17 protein-coding genes are annotated in these 15217 nt (G+C 66.9%); 6 read left to right on the top strand and 11 right to left on the bottom strand.

The window, feature by feature from the left end; translation table 11 throughout:
* Nucleotides 1-5: 5 nt before the first annotated feature.
* The 4 genes from prpF to WKW77_RS23525 all read left to right on the top strand — a co-directional run bounded on the left by prpF (nt 6) and on the right by WKW77_RS23525 (nt 3834).
* Nucleotides 6-1184, top strand: coding sequence for a 2-methylaconitate cis-trans isomerase PrpF (gene prpF, locus WKW77_RS23540; RefSeq protein ID WP_340359306.1), 1179 nt, complete (start codon nt 6-8; stop codon nt 1182-1184).
* Nucleotides 1185-1262: 78 nt separating this feature from the next.
* Nucleotides 1263-2234, top strand: coding sequence for a Bug family tripartite tricarboxylate transporter substrate binding protein (locus tag WKW77_RS23535; RefSeq protein WP_340359305.1), 972 nt, complete (start codon nt 1263-1265; stop codon nt 2232-2234).
* A 320-nt stretch (nt 2235-2554) separates the two neighbouring features.
* A complete protein-coding gene (locus WKW77_RS23530; protein WP_422823252.1) occupies nt 2555-3424 on the top strand; it encodes an isocitrate lyase/PEP mutase family protein in 870 nt (289 codons plus the stop codon).
* Nucleotides 3425-3432: 8 nt separating this feature from the next.
* Entirely contained in the window at nt 3433-3834 is a 402-nt protein-coding gene (locus WKW77_RS23525) for a hypothetical protein (protein WP_340359304.1), read from the top strand.
* Nucleotides 3835-3847: 13 nt separating this feature from the next.
* Here the strand turns inward: WKW77_RS23525 and WKW77_RS23520 are convergent, their stop codons facing one another.
* A complete protein-coding gene (locus WKW77_RS23520; protein ID WP_340359303.1) occupies nt 3848-4753 on the bottom strand; it encodes a LysR family transcriptional regulator in 906 nt (301 codons plus the stop codon).
* A gap of 77 nt (nt 4754-4830) precedes the next feature.
* Here WKW77_RS23520 and WKW77_RS23515 point away from each other — a divergent pair, with 77 nt between their 5' ends.
* Both WKW77_RS23515 and WKW77_RS23510 read left to right on the top strand, forming a co-directional pair.
* Nucleotides 4831-5172, top strand: coding sequence for a protocatechuate 4,5-dioxygenase subunit alpha (locus WKW77_RS23515; protein WP_340359302.1), 342 nt, complete (start codon nt 4831-4833; stop codon nt 5170-5172).
* 26 nt (nt 5173-5198) lie between these two features.
* The gene (locus WKW77_RS23510) at nt 5199-6047 is read left to right on the top strand and encodes a class III extradiol dioxygenase family protein (protein ID WP_340359301.1); all 849 of its coding nucleotides are present in this window, start codon (nt 5199-5201) and stop codon (nt 6045-6047) included.
* A gap of 7 nt (nt 6048-6054) precedes the next feature.
* On the opposite strand, the gene WKW77_RS23505 is transcribed toward WKW77_RS23510, so the two are convergent.
* From WKW77_RS23505 to WKW77_RS23460, 10 genes are all read right to left on the bottom strand, one after another.
* Entirely contained in the window at nt 6055-6765 is a 711-nt protein-coding gene (locus WKW77_RS23505; RefSeq protein ID WP_340359300.1) for an alpha/beta fold hydrolase, read from the bottom strand.
* 3 nt (nt 6766-6768) lie between these two features.
* Entirely contained in the window at nt 6769-7770 is a 1002-nt protein-coding gene (locus tag WKW77_RS23500; RefSeq protein ID WP_340359299.1) for an aldo/keto reductase, read from the bottom strand.
* Nucleotides 7771-7775: 5 nt separating this feature from the next.
* Nucleotides 7776-8735: a Gfo/Idh/MocA family oxidoreductase gene (locus tag WKW77_RS23495; RefSeq protein ID WP_340359298.1), complete on the bottom strand. Its 960-nt coding sequence runs from the start codon at nt 8733-8735 to the stop codon at nt 7776-7778.
* 1 nt (nt 8736) lies between these two features.
* On the bottom strand, nt 8737-9603 hold the full coding sequence (locus tag WKW77_RS23490) for a class III extradiol dioxygenase subunit beta (protein WP_340359297.1): 867 nt from the start codon (nt 9601-9603) through the stop codon (nt 8737-8739).
* On the bottom strand, nt 9604-10050 hold the full coding sequence (gene ligA / locus WKW77_RS23485) for a protocatechuate 4,5-dioxygenase subunit alpha (RefSeq protein ID WP_340359296.1): 447 nt from the start codon (nt 10048-10050) through the stop codon (nt 9604-9606).
* Nucleotides 10051-10218: 168 nt separating this feature from the next.
* A complete protein-coding gene (locus tag WKW77_RS23480) occupies nt 10219-11151 on the bottom strand; it encodes an amidohydrolase family protein (protein ID WP_340359295.1) in 933 nt (310 codons plus the stop codon).
* A gap of 11 nt (nt 11152-11162) precedes the next feature.
* Nucleotides 11163-11846, bottom strand: a complete 684-nt coding sequence (ligK, locus tag WKW77_RS23475; RefSeq protein ID WP_093165801.1) for a 4-carboxy-4-hydroxy-2-oxoadipate aldolase/oxaloacetate decarboxylase — start codon at nt 11844-11846, stop codon at nt 11163-11165.
* Between the two features lie 23 nt (nt 11847-11869).
* A complete protein-coding gene (locus tag WKW77_RS23470) occupies nt 11870-12898 on the bottom strand; it encodes an amidohydrolase family protein (RefSeq protein ID WP_340359294.1) in 1029 nt (342 codons plus the stop codon).
* Nucleotides 12899-12953: 55 nt separating this feature from the next.
* Nucleotides 12954-14336 carry an MFS transporter gene (locus tag WKW77_RS23465; protein ID WP_340359293.1) on the bottom strand — a complete coding sequence of 461 codons (1383 nt, stop codon included), beginning with the start codon at nt 14334-14336 and terminating at the stop codon, nt 12954-12956.
* 42 nt (nt 14337-14378) lie between these two features.
* On the bottom strand, nt 14379-15071 hold the full coding sequence (locus tag WKW77_RS23460) for a substrate-binding domain-containing protein (RefSeq protein WP_340359292.1): 693 nt from the start codon (nt 15069-15071) through the stop codon (nt 14379-14381).
* Nucleotides 15072-15217: the final 146 nt, after the last annotated feature.

Here is a 15217-nt window from a genome sequence, read left to right as displayed (position 1 = left end):
ACGACATGGCATTCGCATCGCAGATCAGGATTCCCGCCACCTATATGCGCGGCGGCACCAGCAAGGGGGTGTTCTTCCGCCTCCAGGACCTGCCCGAAGCGGCGCAGCGGCCCGGCCCGGCACGCGACGAGCTGCTGATGCGCGTCATCGGCAGCCCCGATCCCTATGGCAAGCAGATCGACGGCATGGGCGGCGCCACCTCCAGCACCAGCAAGGCGGTGATCCTGTCGAAGAGCACGCGGCCCGGGCACGACGTGGACTATCTCTTCGGGCAGGTCGCGATCGACAAGGCCTTCATCGATTGGTCCGGCAATTGCGGCAACCTGTCCGCCGCAGTCGGCCCCTTCGCGATCTCCAACGGGCTGGTCGATCCGGCGAAGGTGCCGCGCGACGGCCTGTGCACCGTGCGGATCTGGCAGGCCAACATCGGCAAGACCATCGTCGCCCATGTGCCGATGACGCAGGGCGCAGTGCAGGAGACGGGCGACTTCGAACTCGACGGCGTGACCTTCCCCGCGGCTGAAGTGGCGCTGGAGTTCATGGACCCGGCGGACGAAGGAGACGACGGCGGCGCCATGTTCCCGACCGGGAACCTCGTCGATGACCTGGAAGTGCCCGGTGTCGGCAGCTTCAAGGCGACGCTGATCAATGCCGGCATACCGACCATCTTCCTCAACGCGCACGACATCGGCTACACGGGCACCGAACTGCAGGGCGCCATCAATGGCGACAAGGCGGCGCTGGCGCGATTCGAGACGATTCGCGCGTGGGGCGCGGTGAGGATGGGGCTGATCAAGGATGTCGCCGAAGCGGCCACGCGGCAGCACACGCCCAAGATCGCGTTCGTCGCGCCGCCGCAGGACTACGTCGCCTCCAGCGGCAAGGCGGTGCGGGCAGCCGATGTAGACCTGCTCGTGCGGGCCCTCTCCATGGGCCAGTTGCACCACGCGATGATGGGCACGGCCGCGGTCGCGATCGGCACCGCGGCGGCCGTCCCCGGCACGCTGGTCCATCTGGCGGCGGGCGGCGGCGAGCGCCATGCCGTCCGGTTCGGACATCCCTCCGGAACCCTGAGAGTGGGCGCCGAGGCCCGGCAGGAGGGCCGGCAATGGACGGTGACCAAGGCCCTGATGAGTCGCAGCGCGCGCGTCCTGATGGAAGGCTGGGTGCGCGTGCCGGGATGAGCGCCGACACGGAGGCGCGGCGGAACCATGCATCATGGCGCCCCTGAGCCGTTCCATTCACATCCCAGGAGACCCCCCATGAACAAGACCCGCATCGGGCGCCGCGCAGCGGTATTCGTCCTTTCCGCATCGGCGCTCGCCGGCACCGCATCGGCCCAGCAATGGCCGACCAAGCCGATCCATTTCGTCGTGCCTTTCTCGGCCGGCGGTGCCAACGACCTGATGGCGCGCGCCGCGGCAGACGGTGCCTCCAAGGCGCTCGGCCAGCCCATCGTGGTCGACAACAAGCCCGGCGCAGGTGCGATGCTGGGCACCGACGTGGTCGCCAAGAGCGCACCCGATGGCTACACCTTCCTGATCAGCGCGGCCGGCGTGGTGTCGAACAGCATGATCCGCAAGAACGTGCCGTACAAGGACAGCGACCTCGTGCCGGTAGCGATGATCGGCCTCGCACCGTCGGTCATCGTCGCGCCGGCCGAGGCGCCCTACAACGACCTGAAGGACTTCGTCGCCGCTTCGAAGAAGGGCAAGGGATTGCACTTCGCGACCGCAGGCACCGGCAGCACGCCGCATTTCGTGGAAGGGCTGCTGGAGAAGAACCACGGCGCCAAGCTCGATGTCGTGCCCTACAAGAGCGGCTCCGAATCGATCACCGCGGTGCTGGGCAACCAGGTCGATGCGACGTCCGAGGCCAGCATCGTGGTGCTGCCCTACATCAAGAGCGGCAAGCTCAAGCCCCTCGCGACCACGTGGACGCAGCGCATCTCCGCGTATCCGGAGCTGTCGACGGCGGTGGAACAGGGCTTCGACGACATCCGCATCGCGCACTGGGCCGGCGTGCATGCGCCGGCCGGCACGCCGCCCGCCATCCTCGACAAGATGGCCGAGGCGGTCGACAAGGCGATGAAGGACCCCGCCACCGTGCAGCGTCTGAAGGGCATGGGCATCGAGCCCGTCGGCGGCACGCGTGCATCGTTCGTCAAGTTCGTGGATGAGGAACGGACTCGCCTGGGCGCTGTCGTCAAGGCCACGGGCATGAAGGAAGACTGAAGGTGGATTTCAACCCCGGGGACGCGTGCGGGCGGGATCGCGCCGACGGCGTGCTCTGCTCCGCGAATGTCCCCCGCCCTTCGGGCTCCTCCTTTATTTCGCTGCGCAGAGCACGCCATCGGCGCGATCCGTCACTGCCGGGTCGATCGACCGGCACAACGCGGCGGGCCCGGTGGCGAGGACGCCGGGTGGTCCCCGCAGCGAAATAGAGGAGGAGGCCGAAGGCCGGGGGACATTCGCGGAGGGGACCACCCGGCATCCTCGCCACGCGCCCACAACGCATCACAGCATTTCTCAACGTTCCATCAAGGACCTCCCCAATGAGCTCCATCCAAACCCGCAAGAAACTGCGTGCACTGGCCGAGGCACGCCGCGGCGCCTTGGTGCCCGGCGCTTTCAATGCGCTGTCCGCGCGCGTCATCGAAGACCTGGGCTTCGAGGCGATCTACGTCACCGGCGCCGGCGTCACCAACATGTGGTTCGGCATGCCCGACCAGGGCTTCATGGGCCTGGCCGAAATCGCCGATCACACCGCGCGCATCCGCGATGCGGTCAGCCTCCCGCTCATCGTCGATGCCGACACCGGCTTCGGCAACGCGCTGAACGTGCGCCACACCGTGCGCACGCTGGAGCGCGCCGGCGCCGACTGCATCCAGTTCGAAGACCAGGTCGCGCCCAAGCGCTGCGGCCATTTCTCGGGCAAGGAGGTGATCTCCACCGAGGAAGCCGTCAGCAAGATCAAGGCGGCTGTCGATGCGCGCCAGGACGAAGACCTGTTGATCCTCGCCCGCACCGATGCCTGCGCCACGCAGGGCTTCGAGGCGGCGATCGAGAGGGCGCAGAAGTTCGCGGAGGCCGGCGCCGACATCCTTTTCGTCGAAGCCGTGACCGAGGCGGAGGAAGTGCGCGCCCTGCCCCGGCGCCTCGCGAAGCCGCAGCTGATGAACATGGTGATCGGCGGCCGCACGCCAATCTTCAACGCCGACCAGCTCGCGGAACTGGGCTACGGCATCGTCCTCTACGCCAATGCCGCGTTGCAGGGTGCCGTGGCCGGCATGCAGAAAGCGCTGACCGTGCTGCGCGACGAAAAGGAAGTGCAGGAGTCGAGCGGCCTCGTCACGCCCTTCGCCGAGCGCCAGCGGCTCGTCGGCAAGCCGGAATGGGATGCGCTCGAAAAGCGCTACGTCTGACTCCCGTCATGAGCATGACTTCGCAAACGCTCACTGAGAAGGAAGTGCGGGACTTTGCCGCCCGCGCGGCCGCTCGCGCACGCTGCAGTGCGTGCGCCCCGCTCTGGCGGCCCGCATGGGAGTCGCTCTCGGGCGCCACGCAGATCGGCCATCTGTCCAGTGCCGGGTCGCTGCGCACCGAGGACGCGGCCGAACGGCTCGATGAATACCATCCGGCGGGAACCCACCTGTGGTCTCCCGACGCGCCGATCGCGCTGGGCTGGCACCCCTACAACCAGTGCTCGCTGTGGACCTGCAAGACCTGCGACGCGGCCTTCCTGCGGTACACGGAGTACGGCGGCTACTACCAGGACGATCGCATTCGCGCGCTGATCGCCGACCTCGTCGTCGCGCCGGACGCGCGCGCCTAGGGCGAAGGGCGCATCAAGGCTTCGGCCGGGACGGCAGACCGGCCTCGAGCTGGGCGCGCATCCAGCGATGCGCCGCGTCCTCGTGATAGCGCCGGTGCCACACCAGATACATCGGCAGCGGCGGACACGGAACCGGCGGCGCGACGCTCGCGAATTCGCGCAACAGGCCCTGTCCCAGACGCGCCGGCGCGGTAGCCAGCAGCGGGCTGCCGCGCAGGAAGGCCGGCAAGCCGGCGAAACCCGGCACCGTGACGACGAAGCGCCTCTGCACGCCGGCATCCGCCAGCGCCTCGTCCACCGCGAGCATGCGGCGCGGCTCGTAGACCACGGTCACGTGGTCGGCGGCAAGGTAGTCGCGCCGGCCCTGCGGCGCCTCGCGCGCGGCGGGGTCGTAGTAGACGCGCCAGCGATCCTCGAACAATCGCTTCTGCATCACGTCCCCTCCTTCGGGCGGCCGCGGGCTGATCACCAGATGGCAGCCGCCGCTGCGCAGCATCTCCAGCGTCGGCACGTCCGACGGAATGATGCGCAGGGACACGCCGGGCGCCATGTCGCGCAACCGCGCGGCCAGCGCCGGCAGCAGCACGTCGCGCTGGAAGTCGTTGGCGGCGATGGTGAAGGTGGTGCGCCAGAGGGCAGGCTCGAAGCGGTCGCCGCGCGCGAACGCTTCCATGTCGGCCAGCAACTCGCGCGCCTGGTCCGCGAGCTCGCCCGCCCGCGCGGTCGCCACGATGCCGCGGCCCGACTTCACGAACAGCGGATCGCCCGCGATGGCCCGCAGGCGCCCCAGCAGATGGCTCACCGCCGACTGCGTGACACCGAGCTGGGTCGCGGCGCCGGTGATCGAACCGGCCTCCACGACGGCAACCAGCAGGCGAAGCAATCGGGTGTCGAGGTTGTACTCATCGATTTCGCTCATGTGTTTCATGATGAACGATCTGTTTATCTGACGCAATCGAAGTCGGACACTGGCGCCACCCACACATGGAGACAGGCATGGACGCAACAATTCCCGGCACCACGCTCTTCGACGGCGATCAGGCGAAGAAGGGCTACGCACTCAACAAGATGTGCTTTTCGTTCAACGAGGAAGCCAATCGCCAGGCCTTTCTGGCCGACGAGGAGGCATACATGCGCCGCTTCGGCCTCAACGAACAACAGGCCGCGGCCATTCGCGCGCGCAACGTGCTGCAACTCATCGAGGCCGGCGGCAACGCCTACTACCTCGCGAAGTTCGCCGGCATCTTCAAGCTGGACATGCAGGACATCGGCGCACAGCAGACCGGCATGACCAAGGAAGCCTTCCAGGCCATGCTGAACGCAGCCGCCCACCAGTAGCAACAAGCCCACACCGGAGACACATCATGGCCAAGATCATCGGCGGGGTCGGCACCTCGCACATTCCCGCCATCGGCGGCGCGATTCACAAGGGTCTGCAGAACGAGCCCTACTGGAAGCCCTTCTTCGGCGGCTTTCCGCCCATCCACGACTGGCTGGCCACGGCACGGCCCGACGTGGTGGTGATGTTCTACAACGACCACGGGCTGAACTTCTTCCTCGACAAGATGCCGACCTTCGCAGTCGGCGCTGCGGCCCAGTACGTCTCGGCCGACGAGGGCTGGGGCATTCCCACCCAGCCGCCGGTGCAGGGTTGCCCGGACCTTTCGTGGCAGCTGATCAACACGCTCGTGGAGCGCGAGTTCGACATCGTGAGCTGCCAGGAGATGCTGATCGACCATGCCTGCACCCTGCCCCTGAAGCTGCTGTGGCCGCAATCCGGCGACGACTGGCCGGTGCGCATCGTGCCGGTGTGCATCAACACCGTGCAGTTCCCGCTGCCCAAGGCGAGCCGCGTCTACGCGCTCGGCAAGGCCGTCGGCGAGGCGGTGGCGGCGTGGGGCTCGGACCAGCGGGTGCTGATGGTGGCCTCGGGCGGGCTGTCGCACCAGCTCGACGGCACCCGCGCCGGCCACATCAACAAGGGCTTCGACCTGCAGTTCATGGACAGCCTGTTGACCAACCCGGAATGGGCCACGCAGTTCTCGATCCACGAACTGGTCGAGAAGACCGGAACGCAGGGCATCGAGCTGCTGATGTGGCTTGCGATGCGCGGGTCGCTGACGGCGGCCGGCCCCTCGGTGCGCAAGGTGCACAGCAATTACCACATCCCGATCTCGAACACGGCCACCGCCGTGATGGCGCTGGAGGTCTGAACCCGCTTCAGCGGCTCATCCACTCCAGGAGAGCGCGCGAAACTGCTTCGGGCTGCTCCATGGTGCTCATGTGCCCGCTGTGCTCGATCGCGACGAGCTGCGAGCCGGGACACATCTCGTGCATTCGCTCGTGGCGCGCCAGCGGGCTCCACGCATCCTGGCGACCGCACAGGAACATCGTGGGGCAACGCAGGGTGCCGAGCACGGGGGCTGCGTCGGGGCGGTTGAGCAAGGCATGGATCTGCGCCGCAAAGATGTCCGGCGTACGGCGCTCGATCATGTCGAGGATCTCTGCGAATACGGGCGTGTCGATGCGGTCTTCATGCACCATGCCGCGCGCCCATTGCGCGCCCATGCTGCGCATGCCGTGCTCGCGCGCGATCCGGAGCAGCGCCATCCGCTTGTCGCGCTCCTGCGCGCCGGCCTCTCCAGCGGCGATCGGATCGACGCCGGTGTCCAGCAAGGCCAGCCGCTCGACGCGCTCGGGCGCGAGCTTCATGATCTCGAGCGCCACGCGACCGCCCATGGAATGGCCGGCGAGGCTGAATCGCTGCGCCGGCACGCTCGCCAGAACGCCGCGCGCCATGCCGCCCAGGTCGCTGGCGTCCCCAAAGGAGGGAATGAAGCAGTCCGCCGATGCCAGCGCCAGACGCTGGTGCCGCCAGACCGCTTCATCGCAAAGCAGGCCCGGCAGCAGGACGACGCAGGCTCGGCGCATGCGTCAGAACTCCTCGGTGTCGACTTCCTGCGTGGCCTGCGCGGCGTAGCGGTTGCCGATCACGGTGCTCTGGTTGATCAGCTCGCCAGCGCGGGCGATCACGGCGGCGTCGAGCTTCACGTCGGCCGCCGCGAGGTTCTCCCGAAGATGGTCGACGCGGGTCGTTCCCGGGATCGGGACGATGTCCGGTCCCTGGTCCAGCAGCCAACCCAAGGCCAGCTGGGCCGGCGTGCAGCCGGCTTCGCGCGCAAGGGCCTCGAACGGAGGCAGCAGCTTCAGGTTGAGCGTGTAGTTCTCCGGCGAGAAGCGCGGCATCGGACGCCGGATGTCCTTGGCATCGAGCGAACTCACGTCGGTGAGCACGCCGGTCAGGAAGGCGCGGGCGAGCGGACTGAACGCCACGAAGGCAGCGCCGATCTCCCGGCAGGCCGCCAGCACGGCGATCTCGGGGTTGCGCGTCCAGAGCGAATACTCCGTCTGCACCGCGGCGATGGGATACACCGCATGCGCGCGACGCACGGTGGCGGCCGAGACTTCCGACAAGCCCAATGCGCGCACCTTGCCCTCTTCCACCAGCCGGGACATGGCGCCGATCGATTCCTCGATCGGCACCTTCTTGTCCCAGCGATGCAGGTAGTAGAGGTCGATCACGTCCGTCCCGAGACGACGCAGGCTGTCCTCGCAGTTGCTGCGCAGGGTCTCGGGGCGGCCATCGATGACGCGGCGCACCACGCCATCGTCGCCCTTCACGCCGCCCATGCCGCCCTTGCTGCACAGGGTGATGCGCTGGCGGTGCGGCTTGAGCACCCGGCCGACCAGCTGTTCGTTGGCGCCGAAGCCGTACAGCGCGGCGGTGTCGAACAGGGTTTCCCCCGCATCGAGCGCCGCCAGCAGCACGCGCTCGCCCTCTTCGGCCGAGGGAGGAACGCCGTAGGCGTGGCTGAGGTTCATGCACCCCAGCCCGATCGCGCTGACCTCGAAGGGCCCGATCTTTCGCGTCTGCATTCCGCTTACTTCAGCTGCTGTTCCAGTTGGTGCAGCACCTGGTAGCACGGCAGCACCTGGGCCACGCTCGAATTCGGTTCGCGCCCTTCGCGGATGGCGGCGAAGAACTCGCGGTCCTGCAGCTCGATGCCGTTCATCGACACGTCCACCTTGCTCACGTCCACCGGCGTCTCGGCGCCCTTGCTGTGCGATTGCACCAGGTCGTCGTAGCGCGCGATGTAGGTGGCGGTGTCGCCGATGTAGCGGAAGAAGGTGCCGAGCGGGCCGTCGTTGTTGAACGAGAGGCTGAGCGTGCAGATCGCGCCGTTTGCGGCCTGCAGCTGGATGCTCATGTCCATGGCGATCTTCAGGTCCGGATGGATCGGCCCCTGCACCGCGTTGGCCTTCACGATCGGGCTGCCGCACTGGTAGGCGAACAGGTCCACCGTGTGCGCGGCGTGGTGCCACAGCAGGTGGTCGGTCCAGCTGCGCGGCTGGCCCAGCGCGTTCATGTTGGTGCGGCGGAAGAAATAGGTCTGCACATCCATCTGCTGGATGTTGAACTCGCCCGCCTTGATCTTCTTGTGCACGTACTGATGGCTGGGGTTGAAGCGGCGGGTGTGGCCCACCATCGCCACCTTGCCGGTCTTCTTCTGCAGCGCGAGGATTTCTTCACCCTCCTTCAGAACGTCGCACAGCGGGATCTCGACCTGCACGTGCTTGCCGGCCTCCAGGCAGGCCTTGGTCTGCGCGGCATGCATCTGCGTCGGCGTGCAGAGGATGACGGCGTCGACTTCCTTGAGCGCCAGGCTGTCGGACAGATCCGTCGTGACGTGCTTGATGCCGTACTGGTTGGCGACCTCGCGGGTCTTCTCCAGTTCGCGGCTGACGAGCGAGACGACTTCGACGCCCTCGATGTTCTTGATGCCGTCGAGGTGCTTGATGCCGAATGCGCCGGCACCGGCCAGGGCTACTTTGATGGTCATGTCAGTTGTTCTCCAGGATGAGGTGGCCGACGGCCGTGTTGGACGCCGGGACGTGGAAGAAGCGGTGCGCAACCTTCGGCGGCTTGCCGCCGGCCACGTCGGCCATGGCGCCGCGGGCGATGAGCCACATCACGAGCTCGATGCCCTCGCTGCCGGCTTCGCGCACATAGTCGATGTGCGGCACCTTGGCGAGCTCGGCCGGCTCGGCAATGAGGCGGTCGAGGAACTTGTTGTCCCAGTCGGCGTTGATGAGGCCGGCGCGCGCGCCCTGCAGCTGGTGGCTCATGCCGCCGGTGCCCCAGATGTGGACGTTCAGGTCCTCGTCATAGCTCTCGACGGCCTTGCGGATCGCCTGGCCGAGATTGAAGCAGCGCTGGCCCGAAGGGATCGGGTACTGGACCACGTTGACCGCGAACGGGATCACCGGGCAGGGCCAGGCGCCTTCCTTCGGGTCCTTCTCGCCGCACATCAGCGACAGCGGCACCGTGAGGCCGTGGTCCACGTCCATCTTGTTCACGATGGTGAGGTCGAAGTCCTGCTGGATCACGCTTTGCGCGATATGGCTGGCGAGTTCGGGGTGTCCGACGACCTTGGGCACCGGGCGCGGTCCCCAGCCTTCGTCCGCCGGCTGGTACTCGGCGGCGGTGCCGATCGCGAAGGTCGGGATGAAGTCCAGGCTGAACGCGGTCGCGTGGTCGTTGTAGACCAGGAAGATCACGTCCGGCTTGTTGTCCTTCATCCACTGCTTGGAGAAGTCGTAGCCGGCGAACAGCGGCTTCCAGTAGTCTTCCTGGGTCTTGCCCAGGTCCATGGCCGCGCCGATGGCGGGAACGTGCGATGTATAGACGGATGCGGTGATGCGGGCCATTCAGGCCTCCTTTTGCTTGCGGTGGGCGGCGCCTTGCGGCTGGTTCTGCGGCTGCGCGTCGCCGTTCTCGCCCAGGTAGCGGTTGCCTTCGACCGAGCGGCCGCCGTGGACCATCATGTCGCGGTATTCCTGCTCGGTCATGCCGGTCATGGAGCCCGCCATCTGCTGGAAGCTCTTGCCGTCGGTGGCACCGATCTTCGCGAGGAAGTAGATGTTGCCGCCGGTGCGCATGCACCAGTTGAGGTCGCGCGCGAGCACGGCCTGCTTCTGCTCTTCCGTCATCGCCCACTCGTCGAGGTAGGCGCGTTCGTCGGTCTTGAAGCGCTCGCGGTTCTCGGCCTTCATCAGGCTCATGCAGAACTGGTTGAGCCAGTAGCCCTTGCGGCTCTGGTCGGCGTCGAAAATGATCGTGCCGGGCACGTCGAGATAGGGTTTGTCGAGTGACATGGAGAAGTCTCCTTTCTCAGTTATCGATCTAGCCACGCGTCGCGCGCAGTCCCTGAAACCGGCGCAGCCCGGTCCAGGGCACCCGCGGAACCGGCTTTGCCGGGCCGCCGGGTGCGCCCCCTTGAGGGGGGATGCGAGCCACACGAAGTGGGCGAGAGTCGGGGGTGTTCACTTTTCCTCAGGCCAGTAAAGGCGCATGGGGTTGTCGACCAGCAGCTTCTTCTGCAGCTCGGCCGTCGGCGCGATGTGCGGGATGAAGTCCACCAGCAGGCCGTCGTCGGGCATGTGGCCCTTGAGGTTGGGATGCGGCCAGTCGGTGCCCCACAGCACGCGGTCGGGGAAGGTCTCGACCACCTTGCGCGCGAACGGAACCACGTCGCGGTAGGCCGACTGCTCGCCATCGAGCGCGGGCGGGCCGGACACGGAGAGGCGCTCGGGGCAGCTCACCTTGCTCCACACGTTCGGGTGCTCGCGCATGAACTTCAGGAACAGCTCGAACTCCGGGCCGTCGATGGGCTTGCTCACGTCGGGGCGACCCATGTGGTCCACCACCACGGTGGTGGGCAGGGCCGTGAAGAAGTCCCACAGCTCGGGCAGGTCCACCGCCTCGAAGTAGATCACCACGTGCCAGCCCAGCTTGGCGATGCGGCCGGCGATCTCCATCAGCTCGTCCTTGGGCGTGAAATCCACGAGCCGCTTGACGAAGTTGAAGCGCACGCCGCGCACGCCGGCGGCATGCAGTGCGTTCAGCTCGTCGTCCGTGACGCTGCGCTTGACCGTCGCAACGCCGCGAGCCTTGCCGTCGGACGACTGCAGCGCATCGACCAGCGCGCGGTTGTCGGCGCCGTGGCAAGTGGCCTGCACGACCACGTTGCGGGCAAAGCCCAGGTGATCGCGCAGCGCGAACAACTGCGCCTTGCTGGCATCGCAGGGCGTGTACTTGCGCTCGGGTGCATAGGGAAACTCGGCCCCGGGGCCGAACACGTGGCAGTGCGCATCGACGCTGCCGGGCGGAACCTGGAACTTCGGCTTGCTCGGGCCGGCGTACCAGTCCAGCCAGCCGGCGGTCTTCTCGAAGGGGCCTGTCGTGGGCTTGCTCATGTCGATGTCCTTCAGTCGATGTACTTCAGGCCGGCAGCGGCCAATGGTTCACGCATCTTGTACATGTCCAGGCCCAGCACGCCGCTGGCCAGCTTGTCGCGCTTCTCGCCTTCGTTGGCTTCGCGCTTGCGAGCGGCTTCGAGCGTCTTGGCGGCGATGGCGCGCGGCACGCAGACCACGCCGTCGTCGTCGGCCACGATCACGTCGCCCGGCGTCACCAGCATCCCGGCGCACACCACGGGGATGTTGACCGAGCCGATGGTCGCCTTGATGGTGCCTTTGCTGCTGATCGCCTTGCTCCACACCGGGAACTCCATCTCGGTGAGCGTCTTGACGTCGCGCACGCCGGCGTCGATCACGAGCGCCCGTGCGCCGCGCGCCTTGAAGCTGGTGGCCAGCAAGTCGCCGAAGTAGCCGTCGGTGCACTCGGCCGTGATGGCGGCGACGACGATGTCGCCCGGCTGGATCTGCTCGGCCGCCACATGCATCATCCAGTTGTCGCCGGGATGCAGCAGCACGGTCACGGCCGTGCCCGAGACCTGCGCGCCGGCATAGATCGGGCGCATGTAGGGCTTGAGCAGGCCGACGCGGCCCATGGCCTCGTGCACGGTGGCCGAGCCGAGTGCGGCCAGCGCGTCGGCCGTTTCGCGATCGGTGCGCTGGATGTTGCGATAGACAACGCCGAGTTCGTACATGTTCGTTCTCCTGAATTGCTGGATTACTTGCCTTTGGCCTTGAGGGCCGCGTCAAGGCGCGGGAAGACGCGCCGTGCGTTGCCCTCGAACACCATGTAGCGCTGCTCGTCCGTGAGGTTGGCGGTGGCGCTCACATACCGCTTGGTGTCGTCGTAGTAGTTGCCGGTTTCCGGATCGATGCCGCGCACCGCGCCGATCATCTCGCTCGCGAACAGGATGTTCTCGACCGGGATCACCTTGGTCAGCAGGTCGATGCCGGGCTGGTGGTACACGCAGGTGTCGAAGAAGATGTTCTTCAGGATGTGCTCGGAGAGCAGCGGCTTCTTCATCTCCTGCGCCAGGCCGCGGAAGCGGCCCCAGTGGTAGGGCACCGCGCCGCCGCCGTGCGGAATGACGAACTTCAGCGTCGGGAAATCCTTGAACAGGTCGCCCTGGATGCACTGCATGACCGCGGTGGTGTCGGCGTTCAGGTAGTGCGCGCCGGTCGTGTGGAAGCAGGCGTTGCAGCTCGTGCTGACGTGGATCATGGCCGGGATGTCGTACTCGACCATCTTCTCGTAGATGGGATACCAGTGGCGATCGGTCAGCGGCGGGCTGTTCCAGTGGCCGCCCGAGGGGTCCGGATTGAGGTTGATGCCGACGAAGCCGTATTCCTTGATGCATTTCTCCAGCTCGGGAATGCAGGTCTTGGGATCGACACCGGGCGATTGCGGCAGCATGGCCGCGCCGATGAAGTTGTCGGGGAAGAGCTGGCTGACGCGATAGCACAGCTCGTTGCAGATGGCGGCCCAGGTGCTGGACACCTCGAAGTCGCCGATATGGTGCGCCATGAAGCTCGCGCGCGGGCTGAAGATGGTCAGGTCCGAACCGCGTTCCTTCATCAGGCGCAGCTGGTTCGTCTCGATCGACTCGCGCAGTTCGTCATCGCTGATCTTCAGGTCGGCGGGATTCGGCTTGGCCGAGGGATCCTTGATGCCGGCGATCTGGGCGTTGCGCCAGTTCTCGAGCGCCTTGGGCGCCGTCGTGTAGTGGCCGTGGCAGTCGATGATCATGCTTGAGCTCCTGTTCTGTTTTGCAGTAGGTGAATATGTTCGGCCTGTTTGCCGGTCAGTGCGCGACAACCTGCATCGCCGCACCGCCAGCGGGGCCGGTCGCGCGGTTCTTGATCAGCAGCGCCGCCGCCGCGATCAGCCCGGGGATGCCCACGATCAGGAAGACCTGCGACAGTTCCAGGTGACGACGGGAGAGTTCCGCGACCAGGAAGGAGCCGGCGATGCCGCCGAACCGCCCGATGCCGAGCATCCAGGAAACTCCGCTCGCCCGTCCCGATGTCGGATAGAACTCCGCGGCCAGCGCCTGCATCGAGGACTGCGAGGCGTTCATGATGAGGCCGGCCAGGAACACGGCCACCACGAGCGACGCCACGCCGGAGCCGAGCACCTGCCCGATCAGCGCCACCGCGATGGCGGTCAGGAAATAGCCGGCCGCGATGATGAGATTGGCGTTCCACTTGTCCATCAGAAGGCCGAAGAAGATCGCGCCCACGCCGCCCAGCTGGAACAGCGCTGCGACCACCGAAGCCTGCGCCGGGGGGATGCCGGATTCCTTGAACAGCACCGGCATCCAGTTCACCAGTCCGTACACGATGACCAGGCCCATGAAGTAGGCGACCCAGAGCATCAGCGTGCCGACGATGAACTTGCCGGTGAAGATGAGCCGCAGGCCCTGCGGGCCGGCTTCGCCTGCCGCATGTGCCGGCTCGCGCATTTCGTCGAGCGTGAAGCTCTCCGCCTTGGCGGCGCGGGGCGTGATGCGGGACAGCACCTTGCGGATGCGATCGGCCGGATAGCGGCGAGCGACCATGAAGCGAACCGACTCGGGCAGCGCCACCAGCATCAGCACCGCCAGCAGCAGGGGCACGACGCCGCCAAGGATCAGCAGGCTGCGCCAGCCGAAATGGGGAATCAGCCACGCGGCGAAAAAGCCGCCGAAGGCCGAGCCCACGGGAAACCCGCAGAACATGCAGTTGGTGATGAAGGACCGCTTGCTGTCCGGACAGTATTCGTTCATCAGCGTCACCGCGTTGGGCATCGCCGCACCCAGGCCGAGACCGGTGATGAAACGCCAGATGGTGAGCGACGTCAACGAGCCGGAACTGGCCGACACGAGGGAGGCCGCACCCATGATCACGACCGCGACGGTGAGGACGCCCTTGCGCCCGAACCGGTCGGCCAGCGGACCCGCGCTCAGTGCGCCGAACGCCAGCCCGAACAGGGCCGCGCTCAGCACCGGGCCGAGATCGCCCTTGTCGATGCCCCACTCGCTGATGAGCGACGGCGCGATGAAGCCGATGGCCGCCGTGTCGAAGCCGTCGAGCAGCACGATGAGAAAGCACAGCCCGAACACCATCCATTGGTAGGGCGTGAAGGGGGTTTCATTGAGCAGGGTCTGGACATTCGCCTGCGACCCGCGAAGCGTCGTTTCGGTCATTGCGTCTCCGGATGTTGTGTGATCGGTGGAAGGAAGCTGCGCTCAGACCGGGTCCATGCCCTGGCGGCGCTTGGCCTCGGCCGCTTCGGACGAGGCCATGAAAGTCAGCAGCCGGCGCACCGCGTCGGCATTCGGAGAGCCGGCGACGACGCCGCCCGAGAAGGTGGTGGTGATCTGGATGGCCGCCGGCAACGGACCGACCACGTCGATGCCCTCGAGGCTGATCAGCTCGCTCAACTGCTGGAAGCCGAGCGCCACCTGCCCCTGGGCCACCAGCGAGCCGACCGGGACGCCCGGCGGGGCCTGCACCGTGCGCTCGCGTACCTGTTCCGCGATGCCCCAGCGCTCGAAAAGCTTCTGGAGAGCGACGCCGCTGGGGCCGGTCGAATAGCCGATCGTGGGCGCTGCCAGCACGGCCTGCCGGACAGCCTCTTCGGAACTCAGGTCGGGATGCGGCGTGCCCGTGCGCACCGCCACAGCGACGCCGGAATGCGCGAGGTCCACCTTGCTGCCCGGCACCACGCGCCCGCCGGACTGCAGCTTGTCGATGGCGTCGGAAGCCAGGAAAACGACGTCGAAAGGCTCTTCGCCGCCCTGCACGCGACGGGCCGCATCGACGCCGCCGACCGATTCGATGGCGATCGGTTCGCCGCCGCGCGCCGTCCAGCCCTGGACCAGTTCGGCGAGAAGCTGGCGCGTCGCCATGGACGAGATGCCTCGCAAGGGAGTGGTCATGCACTTGTCTCCTGATAGTTGCTGCGCTCGGGCGTGAGCGGCGGGAAGCTGGCCGGATTGTCCGAAGGGCGACGCCTTCTGAACAGCGGTCCCCAGCGCTATCAGTTAGAGCAAATCGGCATATCTTTGGATAAGATCCCCGTTTT

It is taken from the genome of Variovorax ureilyticus (genome assembly GCF_037889935.1).
Lineage (GTDB): Bacteria > Pseudomonadota > Gammaproteobacteria > Burkholderiales > Burkholderiaceae_C > Variovorax > Variovorax ureilyticus.
This window is presented reverse-complemented; position numbering and strand designations above follow the sequence as displayed.